The 23,696-nt window shown below is 72.2% G+C and carries 18 protein-coding genes; 4 read left to right on the top strand and 14 right to left on the bottom strand.

From position 1 onward, the window contains the following. The coding region (locus FNH05_RS08280) for a neutral zinc metallopeptidase (protein ID WP_144586739.1) at window positions 1–803 on the top strand (803 nt) is incomplete at its 5' end. A gap of 172 nt (window positions 804–975) precedes the next feature. Here FNH05_RS08280 and FNH05_RS08285 read toward each other — a convergent pair. From FNH05_RS08285 to FNH05_RS08300, 4 genes are all read right to left on the bottom strand, one after another. After that, window positions 976–1,422, bottom strand: coding sequence for a hypothetical protein (locus FNH05_RS08285; RefSeq protein WP_246127604.1), 447 nt, complete (start codon window positions 1,420–1,422; stop codon window positions 976–978). Window positions 1,423–1,536: 114 nt separating this feature from the next. Further along, window positions 1,537–2,538 carry a potassium channel family protein gene (locus FNH05_RS08290; protein WP_144586755.1) on the bottom strand — a complete coding sequence of 334 codons (1,002 nt, stop codon included), beginning with the start codon at window positions 2,536–2,538 and terminating at the stop codon, window positions 1,537–1,539. Between the two features lie 81 nt (window positions 2,539–2,619). Further along, a complete protein-coding gene (locus tag FNH05_RS08295) occupies window positions 2,620–5,874 on the bottom strand; it encodes an ATP-dependent helicase (protein ID WP_144586740.1) in 3,255 nt (1,084 codons plus the stop codon). Next, window positions 5,871–9,038 carry an ATP-dependent helicase gene (locus tag FNH05_RS08300; RefSeq protein WP_186382446.1) on the bottom strand — a complete coding sequence of 1,056 codons (3,168 nt, stop codon included), beginning with the start codon at window positions 9,036–9,038 and terminating at the stop codon, window positions 5,871–5,873. The genes FNH05_RS08295 and FNH05_RS08300 overlap by 4 nt, the downstream gene beginning before the upstream one ends. Before the next feature lie 188 nt (window positions 9,039–9,226). On the opposite strand from FNH05_RS08300, the gene FNH05_RS08305 reads away from it, so the two are divergent. Continuing rightward, window positions 9,227–9,520, top strand: a complete 294-nt coding sequence (locus tag FNH05_RS08305; protein WP_144586742.1) for an MGMT family protein — start codon at window positions 9,227–9,229, stop codon at window positions 9,518–9,520. A gap of 85 nt (window positions 9,521–9,605) precedes the next feature. Here the strand turns inward: FNH05_RS08305 and FNH05_RS08310 are convergent, their stop codons facing one another. Continuing rightward, window positions 9,606–10,412: a uroporphyrinogen-III synthase gene (locus tag FNH05_RS08310; protein ID WP_144586743.1), complete on the bottom strand. Its 807-nt coding sequence runs from the start codon at window positions 10,410–10,412 to the stop codon at window positions 9,606–9,608. Further along, entirely contained in the window at window positions 10,405–11,373 is a 969-nt protein-coding gene (locus FNH05_RS08315; protein WP_144586744.1) for a helix-turn-helix transcriptional regulator, read from the bottom strand. Before FNH05_RS08315 ends, FNH05_RS08310 begins: the two co-directional genes overlap by 8 nt. Before the next feature lie 64 nt (window positions 11,374–11,437). Here FNH05_RS08315 and FNH05_RS08320 point away from each other — a divergent pair, with 64 nt between their 5' ends. Then, the gene (locus tag FNH05_RS08320; RefSeq protein WP_144586745.1) at window positions 11,438–11,836 is read left to right on the top strand and encodes a DUF3224 domain-containing protein; all 399 of its coding nucleotides are present in this window, start codon (window positions 11,438–11,440) and stop codon (window positions 11,834–11,836) included. After that, window positions 11,836–12,957 carry a DNA glycosylase AlkZ-like family protein gene (locus FNH05_RS08325; protein ID WP_144586746.1) on the top strand — a complete coding sequence of 374 codons (1,122 nt, stop codon included), beginning with the start codon at window positions 11,836–11,838 and terminating at the stop codon, window positions 12,955–12,957. The genes FNH05_RS08320 and FNH05_RS08325 overlap by 1 nt, the downstream gene beginning before the upstream one ends. 141 nt (window positions 12,958–13,098) lie before the next feature. On the opposite strand, the gene FNH05_RS08330 is transcribed toward FNH05_RS08325, so the two are convergent. The 8 genes from FNH05_RS08330 to FNH05_RS08365 form a co-directional block, all read right to left on the bottom strand. Continuing rightward, complete coding sequence (locus FNH05_RS08330) at window positions 13,099–13,779, bottom strand: sirohydrochlorin chelatase (RefSeq protein WP_144586747.1); 681 nt, start codon at window positions 13,777–13,779, stop codon at window positions 13,099–13,101. Then, window positions 13,776–14,891, bottom strand: a complete 1,116-nt coding sequence (locus FNH05_RS08335) for a uroporphyrinogen-III synthase (RefSeq protein WP_144586748.1) — start codon at window positions 14,889–14,891, stop codon at window positions 13,776–13,778. The genes FNH05_RS08330 and FNH05_RS08335 overlap by 4 nt, the downstream gene beginning before the upstream one ends. Continuing rightward, window positions 14,888–15,232, bottom strand: coding sequence for a nitrite reductase small subunit NirD (gene nirD / locus FNH05_RS08340; RefSeq protein ID WP_144586749.1), 345 nt, complete (start codon window positions 15,230–15,232; stop codon window positions 14,888–14,890). The genes FNH05_RS08335 and nirD overlap by 4 nt, the downstream gene beginning before the upstream one ends. Then, a complete protein-coding gene (nirB, locus tag FNH05_RS08345; protein ID WP_144586750.1) occupies window positions 15,229–17,763 on the bottom strand; it encodes a nitrite reductase large subunit NirB in 2,535 nt (844 codons plus the stop codon). The genes nirD and nirB overlap by 4 nt, the downstream gene beginning before the upstream one ends. Window positions 17,764–17,802: 39 nt before the next feature. Continuing rightward, entirely contained in the window at window positions 17,803–19,173 is a 1,371-nt protein-coding gene (locus FNH05_RS08350; protein WP_144586751.1) for a nitrate/nitrite transporter, read from the bottom strand. Between the two features lie 25 nt (window positions 19,174–19,198). Then, on the bottom strand, window positions 19,199–20,644 hold the full coding sequence (locus tag FNH05_RS08355) for an FAD-dependent oxidoreductase (protein ID WP_144586752.1): 1,446 nt from the start codon (window positions 20,642–20,644) through the stop codon (window positions 19,199–19,201). Beyond that, window positions 20,641–22,659, bottom strand: coding sequence for a molybdopterin oxidoreductase family protein (locus FNH05_RS08360; protein ID WP_144586756.1), 2,019 nt, complete (start codon window positions 22,657–22,659; stop codon window positions 20,641–20,643). Before FNH05_RS08360 ends, FNH05_RS08355 begins: the two co-directional genes overlap by 4 nt. 217 nt (window positions 22,660–22,876) lie before the next feature. Beyond that, entirely contained in the window at window positions 22,877–23,677 is an 801-nt protein-coding gene (locus FNH05_RS08365) for a TIGR02569 family protein (protein WP_144586753.1), read from the bottom strand. Window positions 23,678–23,696 lie beyond the last annotated feature (19 nt).

Consider the following 23,696-nt stretch of genomic DNA (forward strand, 5'->3'; position numbering starts at 1 on the left):
GCCACGACCCCGGCCCCGCCACCTCCACGCCCGCCAGCGGCCGCAGCGACGGATCCACCGGCTCGGGCGGCGGCACCGTCCCCGGCCAGAAGGTGCTCAGACTCGCCGACCACCCCATCCTGCAGGATCCGGACGCCGGCCTGCAGAACATCGTGTGCGTGCTGCCGGACTGGCACAGCGACCAGGCCTCCGCCCAGGCGTTCTTCACCGCCGCGGAACGCTGCCTCGACCAGGCGTGGGGGACCTTCCTGCAGGGCTACCGCCTGCCGTTCAACCCGCCGACCCTGCACTTCCCGACCGGCTCGAGTTTCCAGACCGCCTGCGGCACCATCGCCGTCGGCGTCGCCACCGCCGCCTATTACTGCGACAACAACCTGTACGTGCCCTACCGCGGCCTGCAGATCGAGCAGTACGGCGACAACCCCGGCGTCTACCTCGCGCTGTTCGCGCACGAGTACGGCCATCACGTGCAGGAGATGGCCGGGCTGATGGACGCGGTGTGGCAGCGGATCTACCAGGTCGGCGAGAACACCCCGGCGGGGCTGGACCTGTCACGCCGCAAGGAACTGCAGGCCCAGTGTTTCTCCGGCATGTTCCTGGGCGCCGTGGTCGACCACGGCTCCGTCACGCGCGACATGTACGCCAAGGCGTGGCGCGACCAGGACACCCGTGGCGACAACACCTCCGGCAGCCACGACCACGGCACCAACGCGCACTACGCCGCCTGGTGGCGCAAGGGTGCCCAGTTCAACCGCGCCGTCCAGTGCAACACCTTCAGCGCAACCGCCGCCGATGTCTCCTGACCTGCGGGGAATGCCCCGACGTTGGAGCAAGGTGGATTTGCTACGGCCGGAGGGACTGGGGCAAAGCCGTGAAGGGTCCCTTCACAGTCGATTCGACTGTGAAGGGACCCTTCACGGCAATCCGGGCGCGGGGAACTGGAGTAAACATTCTTTGCTCCAGCACCCGGGCGGCTCAGGCGGGGACGGGCTGCCGCCGTGGCCCGCGCTGCACGAGGAAGGCGTAGGTGGCGCCGCCGAGGCAGGACAGGGCGAGCAGGGCCAGGCCGAGCGGGCGCCGCAGGTTGCTGTGGCCGGGTACCACGTCGGCCAGGTGCACGTCCACGGTGCCGGAACCGAGGCCGGTGGGCACCATGATCTCGACGCGGTCGTTCTGGTCGTGCCCGCAGGCGTCGAGCGAGCCGGTGTGGTCCTGGCCGCCGAACCGGAACTGCACGCTCTCCTTGACGTTGGTGTCGTTGCAGGGCGCCGGCTTGGTGACGGTGGCCTCGGTGGGCGTGCCGTCGACCCCGGCGGGCGAGCCCAGCGCGCCCGGCCCCGCCCACCAGACGCTGATCACGATCGCGATGCCGACCAGCGCCGCGATGGCGAGCGTCCGCCAGTGGATCCGATGCGCGATCATGTGGCGTCCCGGGAGGTCACCGGCCGCGGACGTGATCGCAACAAGCATTGCACGCGGTCAATCGTTCCAGATCCCTCCGGCGATTCCCAGGCGCGACCACGCCACGGAGCAGGATCACTCCTTCAGCTCGGCCGGGGTGACCTTCCGCACATACAGCAGGCGGTCGCCGGGTTCGATCGCGTCCACCTGCGGCGAGTCGACCCGGTACAGCACCCCGTCCCGCACCACGCCGAGCACGATGTCGGACAGGTGCCGCGGCGAGCCGCCCTCCTCCGAGGGCTCGATCGCTCGCTCCGCGATGGCGAGCCCGGACTCCGGGGTGAGCAGGTCCTCGACCATGTCCACCACCACCGGCGTGGAGGTCGCCATGCCGAGCAGCCGTCCCGCCGTCTCGCTGGACACCACCACCTGGTCGGCACCGGACTGCTTGAGCAGGTGCACGTTCTCGGCCTCCCGCACGGAGGCCACGATGTGGGCCTTCGGCGCGAGTTCGCGCGCGGTGAGCGTGGTCAGTACCGCCGAATCGTCCCGGTTGGTCGCCACCACCACGGCCCGCGCCCGCTGCACGCCGGCCACGCGGAGCACGTCCGACCGGGTGCCCGTGCCGTGCACGGTGACCAGGCCGAGCGCACCGGCCGTGTCCAGCGCCTGCTGGTCGGTGTCGACGACGACCACCCGGTTCGGTTCCAGGTTCTCGTCGCTGAGCAACGCCTTGACCGCCGAACGGCCCTTCGTGCCGAAGCCGACGACCACCACGTGGTCCCGCACCTTGGACCTCCACTTCTGGATCCGGAAAGCCTGCCGCGAACGCTCGGTGAGCACCTCCAGTGTGGTCCCGACCAGCACGATGAGGAACAGCACCCGCAGCGGGGTGATCACCAGGACGTTGATCAGCCGCGCACTGTCGGTGACCGGGGTGACGTCGCCGTAGCCGGTGGTCGACAACGAAACGGTCGCATAGTAGAAACTGTCCAAAAGGGACAATCCATCGCCGTTGGCGTCCCGGTAGCCGTCCCGGTCGGCGTAGACGATGAGTACCGCCGCGACCAGTGCCAGCAGGGCGTAGACGATCCGGCGGGCGATCGACCGCAGCGGACTGACCGATGGCTCGGGCATCCGGATGAGGCCGACGAGCGCCGGGTCCGCTCGATCAGAGGAACGCACGCCGCGGATCGTAGGGGATCACCCGACCGGCGGCTACCCCGGCGAATCCGAGGGGACACCGCGCAGCAGCTCCCGCAGGCCGTCCGCATCGAGCAGATCGACCGGCCGCAGCGTGTGATCGTCCCGGACGTAGTGGAACGCCGCCCGCACCCGCTCCAGGGGGGTACCGGACAGGGAAGCCCAGGCCAGCCGGTAGGCCGCGAGCTGAACGGCCAGCGGCCGGATCCGGCCCGGTTCGGGCACCGCACCGGTCTTCCAGTCCACCACGGTCCAGCCGCCGTCCGGATCGGCGAACACCGCGTCCATCCGGCCGCGCACCAGCACGCCGTCGATCTCGGTGGAGAAGGGCACCTCCACCTCGTGCGGGGTCCGGTCGGCCCAGCTGCCCGATTCGAACGCGGCCCGCAGCGCTTCGAGGTCCTCGTCACCGGCCTCGTCCGGATCGGCCGCGCCGGGCAGCTCGTCGAGGTCGAACAGCCGCTCCCCGGCGAACCGGCGCTCCAGCCAGCCGTGGAACGCGGTGCCGCGCCGGGCGAAGGTGTTGGGGGGCACGGGCAGGGGACGCCGCAGGCGGCGGGCCAGGCCCCCGGGGTCGCCGGCGAGCTCGACGAGCTGGCTCACCGAAAGCCGGTCGGGCAGCACGACCTCGTCCGCGCCGCTGCCCGCCGCCGCCCGCTCCGCGAGCAGCACATCGGTGTCGGCGACCCAGCCGTCAGGATCGTCCTCCTCTTCCTCGGCCGGGTCCCCGGACTCGTCCTCGGCCAGTGCCGCCAGCACCAGCTCGGCCCCCTCGGCGACCGGGGTGCGCCGCTCGCCCAGCGGGTCTACCGGCCACCGCGCCGTGCGGGACTCGCTGACCAGCGGGTTCTCCTCGTCCCCCGCCGGTTCCTCCGCCCACACCGAGATCCGGCCCACCCCGCCCTCGATCAGTTCGGCCGTTTCGGTCAGGAAGTCCGAAGGCCCCTTGGGCTTCGTGCTGGTTTCGTTCCACCAGTGCCCCGAAACGAGCAGCGAGTGCTCGGACCGCGTCAGCGCCACGTAACACAGGCGGCGCTCCTCGTCGGCCTCGCGTTCGGCGAAACCCTCCTCGTGTTCCTCGAAGGCCTCCTGGAGTTCCTTGCGGTCCATGCCCGCCGATACCCGCAGCGCGGGCAGATCCTCCGCGTCGCCGCGCAGCACGGCAGGCAGCGCCGTCACCGTCCGCAGCCACGACGAGGACCGGCGCTTGGTGGGGAACACTTCGCGCACGAGGTGCGGCACGGCCACGACCCGCCATTCCAGCCCCTTCGCCGCGTGCACGGTGAGCACCTGCACCCGGTCCGGCAGCACCTCGACCTCGCCGGGGGTCAACCCGTCCTCGGCGTGCGCCGCGGTGGCGAGGTAGTCCACAAAGGACATCAGGCTCGCGTTCGGCGCGGTTTCGGCGAAATCGGCGACCACGTCGGCGAAGGCGTCCAGGTGGGCACGCCCCGCTCCGCCGGGGCGGGCCAGCGATTCCACGTCGAGCAGCAGGGTCCGCTCGACGTCGGCGACCAGTTCCGGCAACGACTGGTCGAGGCGGCGCCGCAGTCCGGACAGTTCCGTGGCGAGCCGCCGGATGCGGCGGTACCCCTCCGCCGAATACCGCGCCGGATCGCCGGGATCGTCCAGCGCGTCGATCAGCCCGGTCTGCTCGGCCCGTTCGGTGAACAACTCGGGCACACCGGTTTCGGCGGCGGCGGGTGGTGCGGCGATTTCGCCGGCACGGGCCGACAGCGCGGCGAGATCGGCCGCCGCCAGCCGCCAGCGCGCCCCGGTGAGCAGGCGGGCCGCCGCCGTCCCGGCCAGCGGATCCGCCAGCAAGCGCAGCGTCGCCACCAGATCGGCCACCTCGGGTTCGTCGAGCAGGCCGCCGAGCCCGACCACCTCGACCGGCAGGCCCCGCGCGCGCAGTTCGGCGGCGATGGGCGCCATGTCGGCGCGGCGCCGCACCAGCACGGCCGCGGTGGGCGGCGAGCCGGTGGCATCCCGCTCGGCGAACCAGCGCCGCGCCATCGCGTCGGCGAGCCAGGCGCGCTCGGCCCGGACATCGGGCAGCAACGCGGCTTCGATGTCGGCGGGACCGGCGCCGTCCCGCGCCCGCAGGCGTTCGACCCCGAGTCCGCGCGCCCGCAGGGGTTCGGCCACGGCGTTGGCCAGGGTGAGTACCTCGGGCGGGTTGCGGAAGCTGGTGAGCAGGCCGTAGCGCCGCGCGGGCGCGAACCGCCCGCCGTCGGCCCGGGGGAAGTCGGTGGTGAACCGGGGCAGGTTCGCCGCACTCGCCCCGCGCCAGCCGTAGATCGCCTGCGCCGGGTCCCCCACCGCGGTGACCGGCAGGGGCGGCCGTTCCGCGCCGCCGAACAGCGCCCGCAGCAGCACCCGCTGCGCGTGCCCGGTGTCCTGGTACTCGTCCAGCAGGACCGCGCCATAGCGCTCCCGCTCCCCCTCCGCGACCGCCGGATGGCCGTCGGCCAGTCGGGCGGCCAGCGACATCTGGTCGGCGAAGTCCAGTGCCCCTTCGGCACTCTTGCGCTGCTGATAGCCCTCGATGAGCGGCAGCAGGGCCAGCCGGAACCGTTGCGCCGCCACGATTTCGGTCAGCGCGTTGGGCAGTTTGGCCCGCTGCCCCTTGGCGCGCGGCGCCTGCTCGATCAGCTCGCACAGCCAGCGGGTGTACCCGGCGAGCGCGCTCTCCTCCACCAGGTGCTCGCCGAGCTCCCCGGCCAGCGACAGCAACTGCGCGGTGACCGACGCGGGCACCCGGTCGGTCTCCAGGTCACTGTCCCAAGTGGACACCACGCGGTGGGCCAGTTGCCACGACGAGGTTTCCGACAGCAGGCGCACCCCGGGCCGCACCGGCAGCCGCAGGCCGTGCTCGGCCAGCAGGCGGCCCGCGTACGCGTGGTAGGTGAGCACGGTGGGCTCACCGGCCAGCACGGCCGCCCGCCGCTGCCCGCCCGGATCGACGCGGTCCAGCAGGCTCGCCCCGGCCAGGCGCCGCAACCGGGCGCGGACCCGTTCGGCGAGCTGGCGCGCGGCCTTGCGGGTGAAGGTCAGGCCGAGCACGCGCTCGGGGGTGACGATCCCGTTGGCCACCAGCCAGACCACCCTGGCGGCCATGGTCTCGGTCTTGCCCGCGCCGGCACCGGCGACGACGAGTGCCGGTTCGATCGGGGCCGCGATCACCGCGGCCTGCTCGGGGGTGGGCGTCGGCAGGCCGAGCGCGGTGGCGACCTCGGCCGGGGTGACGAGGGTGTCCGGTGCGGTCATCCTCCGGGCACCTGCCTGCCCTCCGGGCGCAGCGGGCACGAGCCCTTCGCCGGGCAGCGGTCGCAGTCGGTGTTTTCGCTGGCCCGGTACTCGGGCCCGGCCGCGGAGGCGGCCGCCCCGCGGACCAGCTCCAGCCAGTGCCTGCCGGTCTCGTCGTCGAGCGGGGGCTGCTCGCGCTGCGTCGCGCCGGTCTTGGTGTGGGACTTGGCGAGGTACACCAGGCGGGCCCCGCCCGGCCGCTGGTCCTCACCGAACGCCCCCAGCAGCACGGCGAGCTGGTAGGCGGCCAGCTGCGGATGCTCCCCGGCCTCGGCAGCGGTGACCGCGGTCTTGCCGGTCTTGAGGTCGACGATCACGGGACGGCCCTCGCCGTCGGTCTCCAGCCGGTCGACCCGGCCGCGCAACCTCACCAGCAGGCCCCCGAGGCCCTCGTCCCCGATGGGCAGCTCCACCTCGATGTCCCGCTCGACGTCCAGCTGGGCCAGTTCGCCGCGACTGTTTTCCAGCCAGGCGAGGAAGTTCTGCACCATCTGCTCGACGCGGCGGCGTTCCCGCCGCGAAAACCACGGCGCCCCCGCGTCCACCTTCGCCCAGGCCTCGTCGAGTGCCTTCCGCAATCCCTGCTCGTCGAGCCCGCCCGCCGCGGCCTGGGCCAGGCCGTGCACGAGGGTACCGGTGATCGCGGCGAGCTGCGCCGGGTCGGTGCCGCCGTGGCGTTCGACCAACCAGCGCAACGGACACCGCAGCAGGATGTCCACAACGGACGGAGAGATGCGCACGACGTCACCGGATGCGTACAGCGGCTCGGCCGTCGAAACGTCCGCGTACCCGTACCACGAGCCGGGGTGCGCCCCCGGAACCCCGGCGTGCGCCAGCCGCGCGAGCTGCCGCGCGGCGAGCTGCCTGCGCCCGGGTTCGGTCTTCGGGTCGCAGACCGCGCCGCGCAGCTCCCCGACCAGTTCGGCCAGCACCAGCGAGCGGCCCGGCGGTTTCCGCCGGGAATCCGTCCCCGTTTCGCCCGAACTGTTCTCCTCGACGTCGTCGATGAACCGCGAAGGCTGCTCGTCCTCGCCCGCCACGGCGCTGACCAGCAGGACGCGGCGCGCCCGGCTGACCGCCACGTAGAACAGGCGCCGTTCCTCGGCCAGGATCGGCGCCGTGGCCGACACCCCCGAATCGTCCACGCCGGACAGCAGGTCCACCAGCCGCTCGACACCGAGCAGGGAACCGCGCAGGCGCAGGTCCGGCCAGCTGCCCTCCTGCACGTTCGAGACCGCCACCACCGTCCACTCGCGACCCGCCGCGGCATGCGCCGTCAGCATCGACACGCCCTCGCCCCGCGCCGCCACCGGCGCCAGACTGTCCCCGGCGATGTTCTGTGACGACAGGTAGTCCACGAAGGCCGCCGCACTCGCCTTCGGCAACCTGTCGACATAGCGCCCCGCGGCGTGGAACAGCGCGACGATGGCGTCGAGGTCGCGATCGGCCTGGGAGCCGAGCGAGCCGCCGCGAGCCGACTGCCGCACCAGCCGCGGTTGCAGACCGGTGGCCTGCCACAGCTCCCACAGCACCTGCTCGACCGGCGCGCCCCGCCTGATCGCCGCCGCGGTGGTGGCGATCAGGCCCCCGATCCGCCGGATCGGGGCCGCCTCGGCCTCGGCGAGACCGGTGAGCCGGTCGTTGTCCAGCAGCACTTCCAGCAGCAGCTCATCGCTGCCACGCTCACCACCGCCCGCCAGCTCCAGCCTGCGCAGCCCCCGCCGCATCCGGCGCAGTGCGAGCGGATCCGCCCCGCCGAGCGGCGACGAGAGCAGCATTTCGGCGAGATCCACGTCAAGGCACTGGGCGTCGGCCGCGACCCGCAGCACCGCCAGCAGCGGCCGCACCGCGGGCTGGCGGGCCAGGGGCAGTTCCTCGGCGGCCGAGGCGATCGGCACACCGGCCGCCCGCAGGGCCCGCTGCAGCACCGGGAAGGACCGGCCGGGCGAGCGGACCACCACGGCCATCTCCGACCACGGGATCCCGTCGGTGAGGTGGGCGCGCCGCAACTGGTCGGCCACCCAGCTCGCCTCCGCCGAGGGGGTGGGCAGCAGCCGGACCTTCACCACACCCGGCTCGGTGTCCTGGGACACGTCCTGGGATACGTCCTGGGATACCGAAAAGCCGCGGTGCCGGTTCGCGCCCGGCAGCGTGCCCGCGAACCGCCGCACGGCACCGTGCACCGCCGGGCTCAGCCGGTGCGAACGGGTCAGCGTGACGGTGTGCCCACCGTCGGAGTCGGCGTCGGCGAGCAGGGCCGGATCCGCGCCGCGGAAGGAGAACACCGCCTGGTCCGGATCACCGGCGGTCACGAAGTCGTCGGCGGCCGAGCCGAGCAGGCGGATCAGGCGGAACTGCAGGGGGTCCAGATGCTGCGCGTCGTCGACCAGCAGATGCCGGACGCGGGCCTGCTCGCGGGTCAGCAGGTCCGGGTCGCCCTCCAGTTCGACCAGCGCGCTCGCGACGAGCTCCGCCGCGTCCAGCGCGGGCGAGCCGGGCGAGCCCAGCGCGTTCCCGCCCGCCGACTGCAGGACGGTGACCTCCTCGTACTGGCTCCAGAAGATCCCGGCGGCCTCCCATTCCGGCCGTCCCGTGTGGCGGCCCAGTTTGACCAGGTCCTCCGGGCCGAGGCCGCGCTCCGCGGCGCGGAGCAGCAGATCCCGCAGCTCCTCGGCGAAGCCGGGCACGGCCAGTGCCGGGCGCAGGGCCTCCGGCCAGTACCCGGCACCGGTCTCGAGGTCACCGGCGAGCAGCTCGCGGACCACGACGTCCTGTTCGGCCCCGGCGAGCAGCCGGGGCGGTGGCAGTTCCTGGGCACTCGCCTGCAGGCGCAGGAGCGCGAAGGCGTAGGAGTGGACGGTGCGCACCATCGGTTCGCGGAGCGTGCGGCCGTCCACGGCGGAGGTGACCCGGCGGGTGATGTCGGCGCGCAGCGCGTCCGCCGCACGGCGGGAGGTGGTGAGGACCAGCAGGCTTTCCGGGTCGGCCCCGCTGTCGATGCGGCTCGCCGCGACGGCCGCAAGCAGGGAGGTCTTGCCCGTGCCGGGGCCGCCCAGTACCCGCATGAACCCCGCCGGGCGCTCGATCAGGGCACGGGCCTCCGACACCCACCGCTGCGGGTGCATCGGCACGGCCGGGGCCCGCACCAGGCGTGGCCCCCGCGTCCCGGTCCCGCGTCCACTCACGCTGCGATGGAATCATGCCGCGACGACAGATCCTCGCACCGGCACGCCCGATGTGGTGAACGCGGCCCTCGCGCGGGCCTGCCGGAAGCGCGGAACAGCACTTTCGGGTGCAGCTGTAGGTTGGGAACGTGGACGAGGAGCTGCACGAGCGGGTGCGGGAGGTCATCGCCTCGGTACCGGCCGGAACGGTCGCGACCTACGGCGATGTCGCGGCCCTCGCCGGCGCGCCGTCACCGCGGATGATCGGCCGGATCCTCTCCGAAGACGGCCACGACCTGCCCTGGCACCGGATCCTGCGCGCCAACGGCACCCCGGCGCCGCATCTGGTGCACCGCCAGCTCGAACTCCTGCGCGCCGAAGGTGTGCTCGCCCGCGGCCAGAAGGTCGATCTCCGCACCTATCGCTGGCATCCCGAGCCGTGAGGCATTGCTGTGAAGGTCCCCTCACAGCAAATACGACCAGAGCCCCGGCAAATACGACCATGAGGGGACCCCTCACGGCCAAGGCTCAGGAGCCCAGCTCGGTGACCAGGAGCTTGACGAGGGCCCCGAGCCGCTGGCGCTCGGGCTGGAGAGTGGGAATCCCGGCGGCGGTCAGCGGCCCGGCGGTGACCGGACCGACGCACGCGCACACCACCTCACCCCGCAGGACGCGCAGCAACTCCTCGTAACTGCCCCGCTGCCGCGCCAGTGCCAGCAGGTTCGTCGTCGCGGGCGCGCTGGTGAACGCGAGTGCCCGCACCGAACCGGCCAGCACCTCGTCGAGCAGCCGGTGCGCGGGGCCGAGGTCGGCGGGCCACTCCCACCGGTAGGGCTGCACCTCGATCAGCCGGGCCCCGGCCTCCACCAGCGGAGAGGTGCACTCCGGCAGCGGGGAGCCGTGCAGCTGCACCGCCACCCTCGCGCCCTCGGTCACCGCCTGGAGCAGGTGGGCGAACAACTGCCGGTTGCTCTCCTCGGGCGCGGACCACTCCTCGGTCAGCCCACGGCCGCGCACCGCGCCCTTACCCTTCGGTCCCCGGGTGAAGATGCGCGCACGCCGCAGCGTGTCCAGCAGCCGGTCGCCCAGCCCCCAGCCTTCAGCCGCCTCGATCCAGCCGCGGAATCCGGCGCCGGTCGTCACCGCGAGCAGGTCGACCCCGTGGGCCATGACCGCCTCGGTGGCCGCCCGCAGCCGCGTGTCGTCGGGCAGCGGCACGATGTGGATCATCGGGGCGTGCCGCACGACGGCACCGTTGCGTCTCAGCGCGCCGATGAACTCCTCCGCCCGCCGTTCGGCGGTGACGCCGATGGTCACCCCACGGAGATCACCCATAGCACGCGCCCATCCTGGCGATGGCCGCCGCGACCTGTTCGCGCAGCTCGGCCGGGGCGAGCACCTGCAGTTCGGGGCCGAACCGCAGCAGCTCACCGAGCGCCGGGGCGCCGGGTTCCACCGGTAACTCCACCCGCAACCACCCGTCTTCGTCTTCTTCCCCGGAGGAGTCCGCCAGCGCGCGGGCGCCGACGGCTCCCAGGTAGAACGGCACGAAGTCGCGTCCGAGCGGGGACAGGCGCACGACCGCCACCCTGGGGTACATCCGCCGTTCGAACTGCTCCGACCATTCCCGCCAATAGGCGGCGAGGTCGAAATCCGCCGGCCGCTCGAACGTTTCGTCCCGCTCCTCGAGGGCGAGGATGCGGGACACGCGGTAGGTGCGGTGACCGCCATGGCGGCGGGCCGCGACATACCAGTTCCCAGCTTTGAGTATCAGCCCGAGCGGGTCAAGGTCGAAGTCCGCTTCGCTCCCGTCCCAGCGCCGGTAGCGCGCGGAGATCCGGCGGTTTTCCCAGACCGCCCGCGCCAGTGCCGCCAGCTGCGGCGGGCTCTCCACGTCCCGGAACCAGCCGGGAACGTCCACATGGAACCGTTCGGTGATCTTGCCCGCCCGCTCGCGCAGCTCCTCGGGCAGGGCCGCGTGCAGCTTGAGCTGGGCGGCCGCGAGCACCGCGCCGAGGCCGAGTTCGGCCGCCGCGGCGGGCAGGCCGGCCAGCGGAAGCGTCTGCGCTTCCTGTTCGGTCAGCCCGGTCAGGCGCGTGCGGTACCCGCCGACCAGCTGGTACCCACCCGTGCGGCCGCGATCGGCGTACACCGGCACGCCCGCCGCGGACAGGGCCTCGATGTCCCGGTACACCGTGCGCACCGAAACCTCCAGCTCCTCCGCCAGTTCCTCGGCTGTCATCCGACCCCGGTTCTGCAGCAGCAACAGCACCGAAACCAACCTGCTCGCCCGCATGCCCGCCATTCTCCCCCGAAAAAGCTGACAGAAGATGACAGGTATAACCGGGAGGCTCATCCCCATGACCAACACGTTCACCATGAAGACCTGGCAGGAAGAGATCGTCAGCGGCCCGGAGGACGGCCCCCGGTTCGCCCACGCGCACGCGACCTTCGACTACACCGGAGTCATCGAAGGCAGCTCGGTCTGCGATTTCCTGCTCTACTACGGCGGCGAAGGGTTCCAGGGGCAGGGCGCACCCGGCCTGGAGCGGATCGAAGGCGCGGTCGGCGGCCGCAAGGGCAGCTTCGTCATCCGGCACGAGGTAGCGTACGAGGGGCATTCCGTGACCGGGACGTTCACGGTGGTGCCGGGATCGGCCACCGGCGAGCTGGCCGGGATGACCGGGACCGGGACCACCGGCGGGTCGAGCACCACCATGAACTACACCTTCGACTATTCGCTACCCGAGAGCAGCTGATGCCGGAAGTGGATCGCAAGCAGGTTCTCGCCTACCGCGTGGCGGCGCAGGGCCTGCACCGGCGGCAGACGGACGCCGCCGCGCTGACCGTGTTCGACCTGGGCCTGCAGAGCACGATGCGGGACACCGCCGCGGTGTCGCTGGCGGCCCGGCTGGACGCCGTGCTCACCGAAGAGTCCTTTGTGGAGGATCCGCGGTTCGTGCTGGCCTGGACGCACCGGGGAGCGCCCCACTACCACCGCGCGGCCGGACTGGACGCGGTGCGGGCCGCGCTGGTGCCGCTCGGCGAAGCCGACGCGATGGCGCGCATGCAGTGGCAGCGCAAACAGGTCGAGGCGGCGGGCGTGAGCGCCACCGAGGGCCTGTTCGCGGCGGCGCGGGCGATGCACGAGGTGGTGGACCGCACGATGAGCAAGGGCGCGGTGAGCACCGCCGTCACCCGCCGGGTCCCGGAGGGCATGACCTACCGGTGCCGGGGCTGCCAGGCCACGCACATCCTGGACCAGGTGATGCGGCTGGCGGCGATCCACGGCGGTGTCCGGCTGGAATCCGGGGTGTGGCCCGCCGCACTGGCCCCGGTCACCGGGCGTCCCCCGGTGACCGGGGCCCCCGATCCGGCCGCCGCGGCCGCGGTCGTGCGGCACTACCTGCGCCTGCACGGTCCGGCCGGTGCGACCGAGGCGGCGGGCTTCACCGGCACCACCGCGAAAACCGTGAAGAGCTGCTGGCCCGACGGGCTCGCCGAAGTGCGGGTGGACGGGCGTCTCGCGTACCTGCCCGCGGAGGACCTGCCCGCGCTGGAAAACGCGCCGGAACCGGACGTGGTGCGGCTGCTGCCGCCGTGGGATCCGTTCCTCCAGTCCCGCGACCGCGCACTCCTGGTCCCGGACAAGGCCCGGCAGAAGGAGATCTGGAAGATCATCGGCAATCCCGGCGCGCTGCTCGCCGACGGGGAGCTCGCCGGAACCTGGCGCACGAAGGGCAGCGGCCGCAAGCGCCTGGAGTTCACCCTCACCCCGTTCTGGCCGCTTCCCGCCCCGGTCCGGAAGGCCGCGGAGGCCGAAGCGGAACGGGTCGCCACGGCGCGCGGTTTCGCCGACCTCCGCGTCGGCTGGGCCTGAACCTCAGCCCAGGTTCCGGAGTTCCCGGGAGGGACTGGGGCAAGCCGTGAAGGGTCCGCCCCTTCACAGTCGAACCGACTGTGAAGGGACCCTTCACGGCCAACACTCACGCGACATTGCCGGGACCCCTCACGGCACGGGTCAGGCGGCAAGGGAGGGGTTGCGGGCCTCGCGGTAGCGTCGCAGGACGAGGTCGACCACGCCGGGATGCACCCCGAGCGGTTCGGCGACCACCTCGGCCCCCGAGGCCGCGAGCCTGCGCTGGAACAAGCCGGGCGCGAGCAGCCACGACGCGACGGCCACGCGGCGGCCGCGGCCGCGCGCGGCGGTGACCGCGTCGGCGATGGACGGGCGGGCCGTGGCCGCGTACCCCACCCGGACCGGCGTGGCGAGCCGGTCGGCCAAGGCCTCGGCGGCGAACCGCACCTCGACGAGGGCGCGGTGGTCGCTGGACCCGGCGGCGGCGAGCACGACGGCGTCGCCCCGCCGGTAGCCCGCCCAGTCGAGCCGGTCCCGCATCACCTCGACAAGCTCGTTCGCGGGCCCGAACGCCGGGGCCCGCACCACGTCGCGGTGGCCGCTCGCCTCGATCCGGGCCGGGATGTCGGTGCGCACGTGGTAACCCGCGGCGAGGAACGCGGGCACCACCACGACAGGGTGCCCGCGCACCGAGTCGAGCACGCTGGTCACGTCGGGCTCGCGCACGTCCGCGTAGGCCACCCGCACCGGCACCCGCGCCTCCCGGCGCACCCGTGCGGCCAGTTCCTCGACGACGCGCGGCCCCGCCGGATCCCGCGTGCCGTGTGCGACCAGGACGATCATCGCTCCACCGCCAGCCGGTATCCGCGTTTCACCACCGTCTGCACGAGACGGCTCTCCCCCAGTGACGTGCGAAGCCGCCCGATCGCCGTCTCCACCGCGTGTTCCTCTCCTCCGCTGGGCAGGGCCGCGGTCAGCTCCCGGCGTGAGACGACCCGGCCCGGCTCCGCCGCGAGCGCGCGGAGCACGGCCATCGGCGCCGGGGCCACCTCGCAGAGGTGACCGTCCACAATGGCCGCCTGCCCGCGCAGCTCGATCTGCCTGCCCGCCGCCCGCAGTCGCGGTGACCGCGCCACCAGCGCCTCCGCCACGGCGCGGGCCAGCGCGCCGATCCGCGCCCGTTCCGGTTGCACGGTGGGAATGCCGAGCGCGGCCAGCGGAGCCGCGGTGATCGGCCCCACGCAGGCCACCAGCACGCGGTGCGTCAGCGCGTCCACCAGCGCCGCCTGCCTGCCGGTGCGCCTGGCCATCGCCAGCGTGCTGGCGGCCGCCGGAGCGCTGGTGAACGGCAGCGCGTCGATCGCCCCGTCCAGCACCGCGTCGAGCAGCCGGTCGAGCGGGCCGGGGTCGGCGGGGCCGACCCACCGGTACACCGGGACCTCGATCACCTCGGCCCCGGCCTCCCGCAACGAATCGACGAAGTACGGGAGCGGTTCGCCGTGCAGCTGCACCGCGATCCGCATACCGTCCACACCGGACCGAAGCAGGTGCTGCAACAGTTCGGCGTTGCTCTCCGAAGCCGGCGAGTACTGTTCGGACAGCCCGGCGGCGCGGATCGCACCCCGGGCCTTGGGACCTCGCGCCAGCAGTGTCGCCCTGCCCAACCGCGCGAGCAGTTCCTCGCCCAGCCCCCAGCCTTCCGCGGCCTCGACCCAGCCGCGGAAGCCGATACCCGTGGTGGCCACCACGGCGTCCACCGGTTCGTCCAGCAGCCGGGCGGTGGCGGCGTGCAGTTCGGTGTCGTCGGCCAGCGGCACGATCCGGATCGCCGGCCCGTACCGGACCACGGCGCCCTTGCGCACCAGCAGTGCGCCGAGCTCGTCGGCCCGCCGGGCGGCGGTGATGCCGACGCAGAACCCGGCCAGCGAAGGGATGCTCGGGGACTGTTCGGTCATGGCCGGAGGTGCACCACGCCGTCGGCGACCTCGACCGGATAGGTGCGGATCACCACGGACTCGTCGTCCAGGCAGACCCCCGTCCGCAGGTCGAACCGCTGTTTGAGCATCGGTGAAGCCACGAACGGGATCCCATCGCTGTCCCCGGTGATCCCCCGCGAGAGCACCGCGGCCCGCGAAAACGGATCGATGTTGGACAGCGCGTAGAACTCGTCGTCCACCGTGCGGAAGATCGCCACCTGGCGGCCGTCGGGGAGCAGCGCCGCCACGCCGCGCCCGGGGATGAGCGCTCCCACCGCGCACACCGCCACGATCCTGGTCTGCTCGTCGAGCACGGTCACCGCGAAACCACCTCCGGAACACCCAGCAGGACAGGGACTTTCTGTTCCCGCTCCACACGGAACGAGATGGTCGGATCGGGCGTGCCCGGCGCGTTCACGAACGAGGTGAACCGGGCGAGCTTCTCCGGGTCTTCGAGCACGCCGCGCCATTCGTCGGCGTAGTTCTCCACGTGTTTGGCCATCGCCGCGTCGAGTTCTTCGCAGATGCCGAGCTTGTCGTCCACGATCACCTCCCGCAGGTGGTCGAGGCCACCCTCCAACTCCTCGAGCCACGGGGCGGTGCGCTGCAGGCGGTCTGCGGTGCGCACGTAGAACATCAGGAACCGGTCGATGTAGCGGACCAGCGATTCGGAGTCCACATCGGACACCAAAAGCTCGGCGTGCCGGGGGAAGGTCCCGCCGTTCCCGCCGACGTAGAGGTTCCAGCCCTTCTCGGTCGCGATCACACCGAAGTCCTTGCTCCTGGCCTCGGCGCATTCCCTGGCACAGCCGGACACCCCGGCCTTGAGCTTGTGCGGTGAGCGCAGGCCGCGGTAGCGCAGTTCGAGCTCGACCGCCATCCCGACACTGTCCTGCACCCCGTACCGGCACCAGGTCGAGCCGACACACGACTTGACCGTCCGCAGCGCCTTGCCGTAGGCGTGCCCGGACTCGAGACCGGCGTCCACCAGCCGCTTCCAGATCAGCGGCAACTGGTCCACGGTGGCCCCGAACAGGTCGATCCGCTGTGCTCCGGTGATCTTGGTGTAGAGCCCGAACTCGTCGGCCACCTCGGCGATCACCCGGAGCTTGGCGGGGGTGATCTCGCCGCCGGGCACCCGCGGCACCACCGAGTAGGTGCCGTTGCGCTGCATGTTGGCCAGGAAGTGGTCGTTGGTGTCCTGCAGTGCGGCCTGTTCGTCGTTCAGGACGTGCCCGCCCTCGCCCATCGTGGTGTCGAGCGTGGCGAGGATCGAGGCGACCGCGGGCTTGCAGAGCGCACAACCGGATCCGGTGCCGTGCTTGGCGATCAGCTCGGCGAAGCTGGTGATCCGGGTCGCCTTGACGATCTCGAACAGCTCACGGCGCGAGAAGGCGAAATGCTCGCAGACCGCCCTCGACTGTTCGACCCCGCACGCGTCCAGCAGTTTCGACAGCATCGGCACGCAGGAACCGCACGTGGTGCCCGCCCGCGTACAGCCCTTGATCGCCGCCACGCTGTCACAGCCCTGCGAGAGGATCGCACCGGTCACCGCGCCCTTGGTGACGTTGTTGCAGGAGCAGATCTGTGCCTCGTCCGGGAGCGCTTCGACGCCCACCGCTCCGGCGCCTTCGGGCGCGAGCATGGCGGCCGGGTCGGCGGGCAGCGGGCTGCCGACCAGCGGGCGCAACATGGTGTACGCGCTCGCGTCGCCGACGAGCACACCGCCCAGCAGGGTGCGCGGTTCCTCGGCGGAGACGACCAGTTTCTTGTAATACCCGGAAACCGCGTCCGCCAGCACGACTTCGAGCGCGCCCTCGGTCGCGGCGTGCGCGTCGCCGAAGCTCGCCACGTCCACACCCATCAGCTTCAGCTTGGTGGACAGGTCCGCGCCGGGAAACGCGGCTTCGCGGCCGAGTAGTTGCGCCGCGACCACCTCCGCCATCGTGTAGCCCGGTGCGACGAGCCCGTAGCAGCGGCCCTCCACCGCCGCGCACTCCCCGATCGCGTAGACGCCGGAATCGCTGGTACGACACGAAGAATCGACCAGGATGCCGCCGCGCTCGCCGACCTCCAGTCCCGCTTCGCGGGCCAGTTCGTCCCGCGGCCGGACACCCGCCGAGAACACGATGAGGTCGAGGTCCAGCTCGGTGCCGTTGGTCAGCTTCGCACACAGCCGTCCGCGGTCCTCCTCGATCACGGTGGCCGACGTTCCGGTGTGGACGGTCAGGTCCAGCTCGGTGACCAGCCTGCGCAGCAGGCTGCCGCCGCCCTCGTCCACCTGGAGGGGCATCAACCGGGGCGCCATCTCCACCACGTGCGGCGAGAGGCCCATGTCCCGCAGGGCCTTGGCCGCCTCAAGGCCCAGGAGCCCACCACCGACGACCATGGCGGCGGCGCGCCCCCGCTTCGCCGATTTCACCCGCTCGACCGTCTCCCGGATCGCATCCAGGTCTTCGATCGTGCGGTAGACGAAGCAGCCCGGGAGGTCGTGCCCGGGGACCGGCGGCACGAACGGGCGGGAACCGGTGGCGAGGACGAGCGCGTCGTAGTGCTGGGTGAACCCGGCGGCGGTGACCACGTTCCGGGCCTCGCGGTCGATCTCCACCACCGGATCGCCCAGTCTCAGCTCGACGAGTTCGTCCCCGGCGTAGTCCGCACCCGGCAGCGCGAGCGCTCCGGCATCCCAACCATCCACATAGGACGTGAGGGCGACCCGGTCGTACGCCGCACGCGGCTCCTCGGCGAGCACGACCACGCGCCAGGCGTGCCCGGTGTCCTCCGCGCGCAGCGCTTCGACCAGCCGATGGCCCACCATGCCGTGTCCGACGACGACCAGTGTCCGCGTCATCTTTCGCTCCTTGTCGTGGTTGTCCCGGTCCGTCTCGTCTCAGACCCGGGAACCGGCCAGTGCCAGGCCCTTTTCGCTGATTTCGCTCGTGGCCGGCCGGCGCAGGTACACCGCCCAGGTCACCACGAAGCACAGGCCGTAGAAGACGAGGAACCCGGCGAAGGCGGGCACTCCACTCCTGGCGGTCATGAACGACTGCCGGAAGGCCAGGTTGATGAACAGCCCGCCGAGCGCGCCGATCGCTCCGGCCAGCCCGATCAGTGCACCGGAAAGCCTGCGGGCCCGCAGCAGTTCCGCCGCCTCGTCCGCGCCCGAGGCGATCGCCGACCTGGCCTTCGCGCGGAAGATCGCCGGGATCATCTTGTACGTCGATCCGTTGCCGATGCCGGTGAGCACGAACAACGCGATGAACGCCACGGTGAACAGCGACAGCGACTTCACCGTGGAGGCCACGATCAGCAGCGCGGTCATGCCCGCCATGCCGACGAAGTTCCAGAAGGTGATCTTGCCGCCGCCCAGCCGGTCCGCCAGCCAGCCGCCCAGCGGCCGGGAGAACGAGCCGAGCAGCGGCCCGAGGAAGGTCACGGACGCGGCCTGCAGCGGGGTGCGGCCGAACTGGTTCTGCAGCACGAGGCCGAAGGCGAAGCTGTACCCGATGAACGAACCGAAGGTTCCGATGTACAAAAAGGACATCACCCAGGTGTGCGCGTCCCTGACGACCTCCCGCATGCCCTTCTTGTCCCCGCGCACGGACGCGATGTTGTCCATGAACAGGTAGGCGCACAGCGCGGCGACCACGATCAGCGGGAGGTAGACGAAGAGCACGATCCGCGGTGCGGTGGCCCCCGCGGTGGCGATCACCAGCAGGCCGATCAACTGGATCACCGCGACGCCCAGGTTGCCGCCGCCCGCGTTGAGCCCCAGTGCCATGCCCTTGGCCTTCTCCGGGAAGAAGGTGTTGATGTTGGCCATGGAGGAGGCGAAGTTGCCGCCGCCGACCCCACCGAGCGCGGCGACGAGCAGGAACACCCACAGCGGCGTGCCCGGCTTCATCACGATCGCCGCGGCGATGCTCGGCACGAGCAGCAGCAGTGCGCTGATGATCGTCCAGTTGCGACCGCCGAACCGCGCCACCGCGAAGGTGTAGGGCAGCCGGGCGAGCGAACCGACCAGCGTCGGGGTGGAGGTCAGCAGGAACTTGTCCCCGGCGGACAGGCCGTACTTCGGGCCCATGAACAGCACCATCACCGACCACAGGGTCCACACCGAGAACCCGATGTGCTCGGAGAAGATGGAGAACCAGAGGTTCCGCCTTGCCACCTTCTTCCCCGTGCTCTCCCAGAACTTCTCGTCCTCGGGTTCCCAGTGCCGGATCCAGCGTTTGCCCCGGTGGGCGGTTTCGGCGGTCATTCCTCGCTCCTTGCTCGCGGAAGATCTAGGAAGTGGTCGTGAGCCACTCGGCGATGCCGCACACGGCATCCCGGCAGCTGCCGCAGCCGGTGGTCGCTCTGGTCGCCGAGGCCAGCTTGGTGACGTCCGTCGCCCCGGCGCGGAAGGCCTCGACCAGCCCGCCCTTGGTCACCGAATTGCACCGGCACACCACGGCCGTGGCGGGTAGGTCCGCCGGGCTCGCGGCTACGGGAGCGCCGGAGGGCAGCGCGCGGCCGAGCAGGACCGCGAGCCGGTCGGTGGGCACCGGGACGGCCCGGTCGTAGAGCTGGGTGACGGTCGCGGCCGCGTCGGGTGCGCCAAGGAGGATCGCCCCGGTGACGCGGTCGTGGCGGATCACGAGTTTCGTGTACCGGCCACGGGTGGGGTCGGTGAGGCAGAGCACTTCGGCACCCGGATCGTCCACTTCGGTGTGTGCCTCACCGAGTGCGGTGAGGTCGATCCCGCGGGCCTTGAGCTTGGTGACCACCCGGGTTCCGCGGTAGCGCGCCGAGACGTCGGTGCCGGTGAGCAAGTCGGCGAGCACGGCGGCCTGCTGCCAGGCCGGTTCCACCAGGCCCGAGACCGTGCCCGGGTGCTGGGCGCAGTCACCGATCGCGTGGATGCGCCCGTCACTGGTCCGCAAGGCGTCGTCGACGAGCACGCCGCGGTCGACTTCGAGGCCGGCCTCGCGGGCGAGCGTGGTCTCCGCCCGCACTCCGGCGGAGACCACGACCAGGTCCGCGTGCACCTTGCCACCGTCGTCGAGCTTGAGCCCGTCGCCGGGGAGGTACCGGGCGGCGCCGGTACCGAGCCGGAAGTCGATGCCCAGCGCGGAAAGCGACCGGGCGAGCACCTGCCCCGCGCCCTCGTCGAGCTGGCGCTCCATGACGTGTCCCGCGGGGTGTACGACGGTGACCAGGTTCCCGCGCCCGGCGAGCCCGCGCGCGGCTTCGAGGCCGAGCAGGCCGCCGCCGAGCACCGCGACCGGCGCCCCCACCCTGGCCGCGTCGAGGATCCGGTCGCAGTCGTCGAGGGTGCGGAAGGTGACCACACCCGGCGCGGGGCTGCCGTCCTCCAGCGCGAGTCCCTCCACGGGTGGCAGCCACGGCCTGCTGCCGGTGGCCAGCACCAGCGCGTCGTAGTCCACTGTGGAGCCGTCGCTGAGTGCGACGGACCGGCGCTGCCGGTCGATGCGTGCCACGTGCACCCCGGTGCGCAGGTCGACCTCGCGCTGCCCCGCCCAGCCGCTTTCGTGCAGGCGCACCATTTCCGGCCGCATCGTGCCCGCGACGAGCGCCGACAGCAGCACCCGGTTGTAGGCGTGGTGCGGTTCTTCGCCGATGACGGTGAGGGTGACACGGGCGCCTTCGGGATCGCGCTGCCGGATCTCGTCGGCCAGCCGGGCACCGGCCATCCCGTAGCCGGCCACGACCACCTTGCGGGGGGTCATCCGAGCGCCTCCTCGTCTTCCCTGGACAGGCTGACGGCGCTGACCTTGAATTCCGGCATACGGCTGACGGGGTCCAGCGCGGGATTGGTGAGGAGGTTGGCGCGCTGCGCACCGCCGAAGTGGAAGGGCAGGAACACCACGTCCGGCCGCATCGACGCGACGCACCGCACGCGTGCCCGCGTGCTGCCCCGGCGGGAACTCACACGGGCCCAGTCCCCTTCGGCGAGTCCGCACCGCGCGGCCGTGTCGGGATGCACCTCGACGTAGGCCTCGGGCACCACGTCGTTGAGTTCGGTGATCAGCCTCGTCTGCGCGCCCGACTGGTAGTGCTGCAGGACGCGGCCCGTGGTGGCCAGCAAGGGAAAGTCGTCATCGGGCGATTCGGCCGGGCCCCGGTGCTCCACCGGCACGAAACGCGCCAGGCCGTCCGGATGCGCGAACCGGTCGAGGAACAGCCGCGGGGTTCCCCGGTGCCCGGCGCCCGGCACCGGCCAGTACAGCGCCTCCCCGGCGCGGAGCCGGTCGTAGCTGATCCCCGAGTAGTCGGCGAGCCCGCCCTTCGAAGCCTCGCGGAGTTCGGCGAACACCGTCTCGGCGTCCACGGGAAAACGCCGCGCGGGCTGGCCGAGCCGGGTCGCCAGTCCATTGAGGACGAACAGGTCGGTGCGCACCCCGTCCGGCGGTTCGATCGCCCGCCGCCGCAGCAGCACACGCCCTTCGAGGTTGGTCATCGTGCCGTCCTCTTCGGCCCACTGCGTCACCGGCAGTACCACGTCGGCCAGTGCGGCGGTCTCCGACAGCACCAGATCCGCCACCACCAGGAGGTCCACTGCGGACAGCCGGTCGGCGACATGGGCCGAGCGCGGCGCGGACACCACCACGTTGCTGCCGAAGACCAGCAGCGCGCGCGGCCCGCCCTCGGTGCCGAGCGCGTCGAGCAGTTCGTAGGCGGAACGGCCGGGCCCCGGCAACGAGTCCGCGGGCACACCCCACACCGCGGCGACGTGCGCCCGCGCCGCCGGATCGTCGATCCTGCGGTATCCGGGCAACTGATCGGCCTTCTGACCGTGCTCGCGCCCGCCCTGACCGTTGCCCTGCCCGGTGAGGCAGCCGTAACCGGATCCCTCGCGGCCGGGCAGGCCGAGCGCGAGCGCGAGGTTGATCCACGCGGTGACGGTGTCGGCGCCGGTCGCGTGCTGCTCGGTCCCCCTGGCGGTGAGGACGTAGGCGTTGCGCGCCCCGGCCAGCAGCGCGGCCACCCGGCGCTGGTCCTCGGCCGCCACCCCGGTCACCCGCTCGACGCGCTCCGGCCACCAGCGGGCCACGATCCGCCACACCGCTTCGAAACCACGGGTCCTGCTGTCCACATAGGACCGATCGACCAGCCCGTCGGCGACCGCGGCGTGCAGGATGCCCAGTGCCAGTGCCAGATCCGTACCCGGGGCGGGCGCCAGGTGCAGGCTGCCCCGCTCGGCGGTGGGTGTACGGCGGGGATCCACCACGATCAGGCCGCCCGCGTCGATGGCGGAGGCAAGGTGCTGCATGAACGGGGGCATGGTCTCGGCCGGGTTCGAGCCCACCAGCAGCACCACGTCGGCCCGCGCCAGGTCCGTGACCGGGAACGGCAGCCCGCGGTCCACGCCGAACGCCCGGTTCCCCGCGGCCGCCGCGGAGGACATGCAGAACCGGCCGTTGTAGTCGACCTGCGAGGTGCCCAGCGCGACCCGCGCGAACTTGCCCAGCAGGTAGGCCTTTTCGTTCGTCAGCCCACCGCCGCCGAAGAGCGCGACGGCGTCACGGCCGTGCGCCGCCTGGATTTCGGTGATCCGCCGCGCGATCAGGTCCAGCGCGTCGTCCCAGCTCGCGGGCACCAGTTCACCGTCGACGCGGACGAGCGGAGTCCTCAGTCGCGCGGGCGAGGTCAGCAGGCTGCCGGAGGTCCAGCCCTTCTGGCACAGGCCGCCGCCGTTGGCGGGAAACTGCCGGGGCGCGACGGTGGTGCCGGACACGGCCATCCCGCACTGCAGGGCGCAGTACGGACAGTGCGTCGCCACCGAAAGCCTGGGTTCCGCCGTCAGCGTCACGCGCACCTCCTTCCCTCGACGTGCTTTGACGGTAGGGAGGGCGTGTTACCTGAAAATGGCCCTATGTTTCAGGCGTTTGACATTGCTGGCGAGTTACGCGAGGTGCGCGGTGAGATGCGCGCGCTCCCCGAAGGCGACCTTCGGCTGGTTACAGCAGTTCGCTGACGGAGGCGGCCGCGGCGCGCAGGCCGTCCAGCGCCGAGGCGGTGGAGCGCGGGTTCAGCGCGTTGCCCGCGAGCCGGAACAACACGGCGTGCAACAGCAGCTGGGACCACTCCGGCAGGTGCGACCAGCGGCGCAGCAGCTCGATATCGGCGCCGCCCCAGGCGACCGCATCCACCGCGGCCACCGCGGCGCCCCATTCCACCGGCCGGTGATAGGGCGTGAAGTCCACGATCCCCGGCGGCTCGGCGTCGTCGAACAGCACCGTGCCCAGCAGGTCGACCGGCACGATCTGATCCGGCGACCCGACCGGTTTCCTCGCCACCGCGAGCACCTCGAACCAGCGCCCGCCCTTGCGTTCCTCGAGCGGCACGTTCGCCTCACCCCACGCGATCCGGTCGGCGAGGGTGTCCAGATCCTGGCGGCGGGCGAGAAACGGCGGCCGGGGCAGCCCGCCCATCGCCTGGGCGAGTTTCAGCGCACCGGAAACCACCTCGTCGTAGCGGTGCTCCGGCTGGCCGGTGAGATAGCGGGCGGCCGTCCAGCCGCCGACGATCCAGCGCCCGTCCCGGGACCGCACGGGACGCGCGATCCGCAGACCGGGCGGGGTCAGCCCACTGAGGGTGTTCGCCAGCCACAGTGCGTGCGCGCGATCGGCGACCGGTTTGAACACCAGATCGCCGCAGTGCCAGGCGGAACCGCCGGGCAGCCGCTCCGGTTCACCGGGCACCCCGAACGCGTTCAGCACCCGCTGCGGCGGGCACTCGAGTCGGGAACCGGACGGCACCGGCCGAGGCTACCTTCCG

This window comes from Amycolatopsis rhizosphaerae (assembly GCF_007713715.1).
Lineage (GTDB): Bacteria > Actinomycetota > Actinomycetes > Mycobacteriales > Pseudonocardiaceae > Amycolatopsis_E > Amycolatopsis_E rhizosphaerae.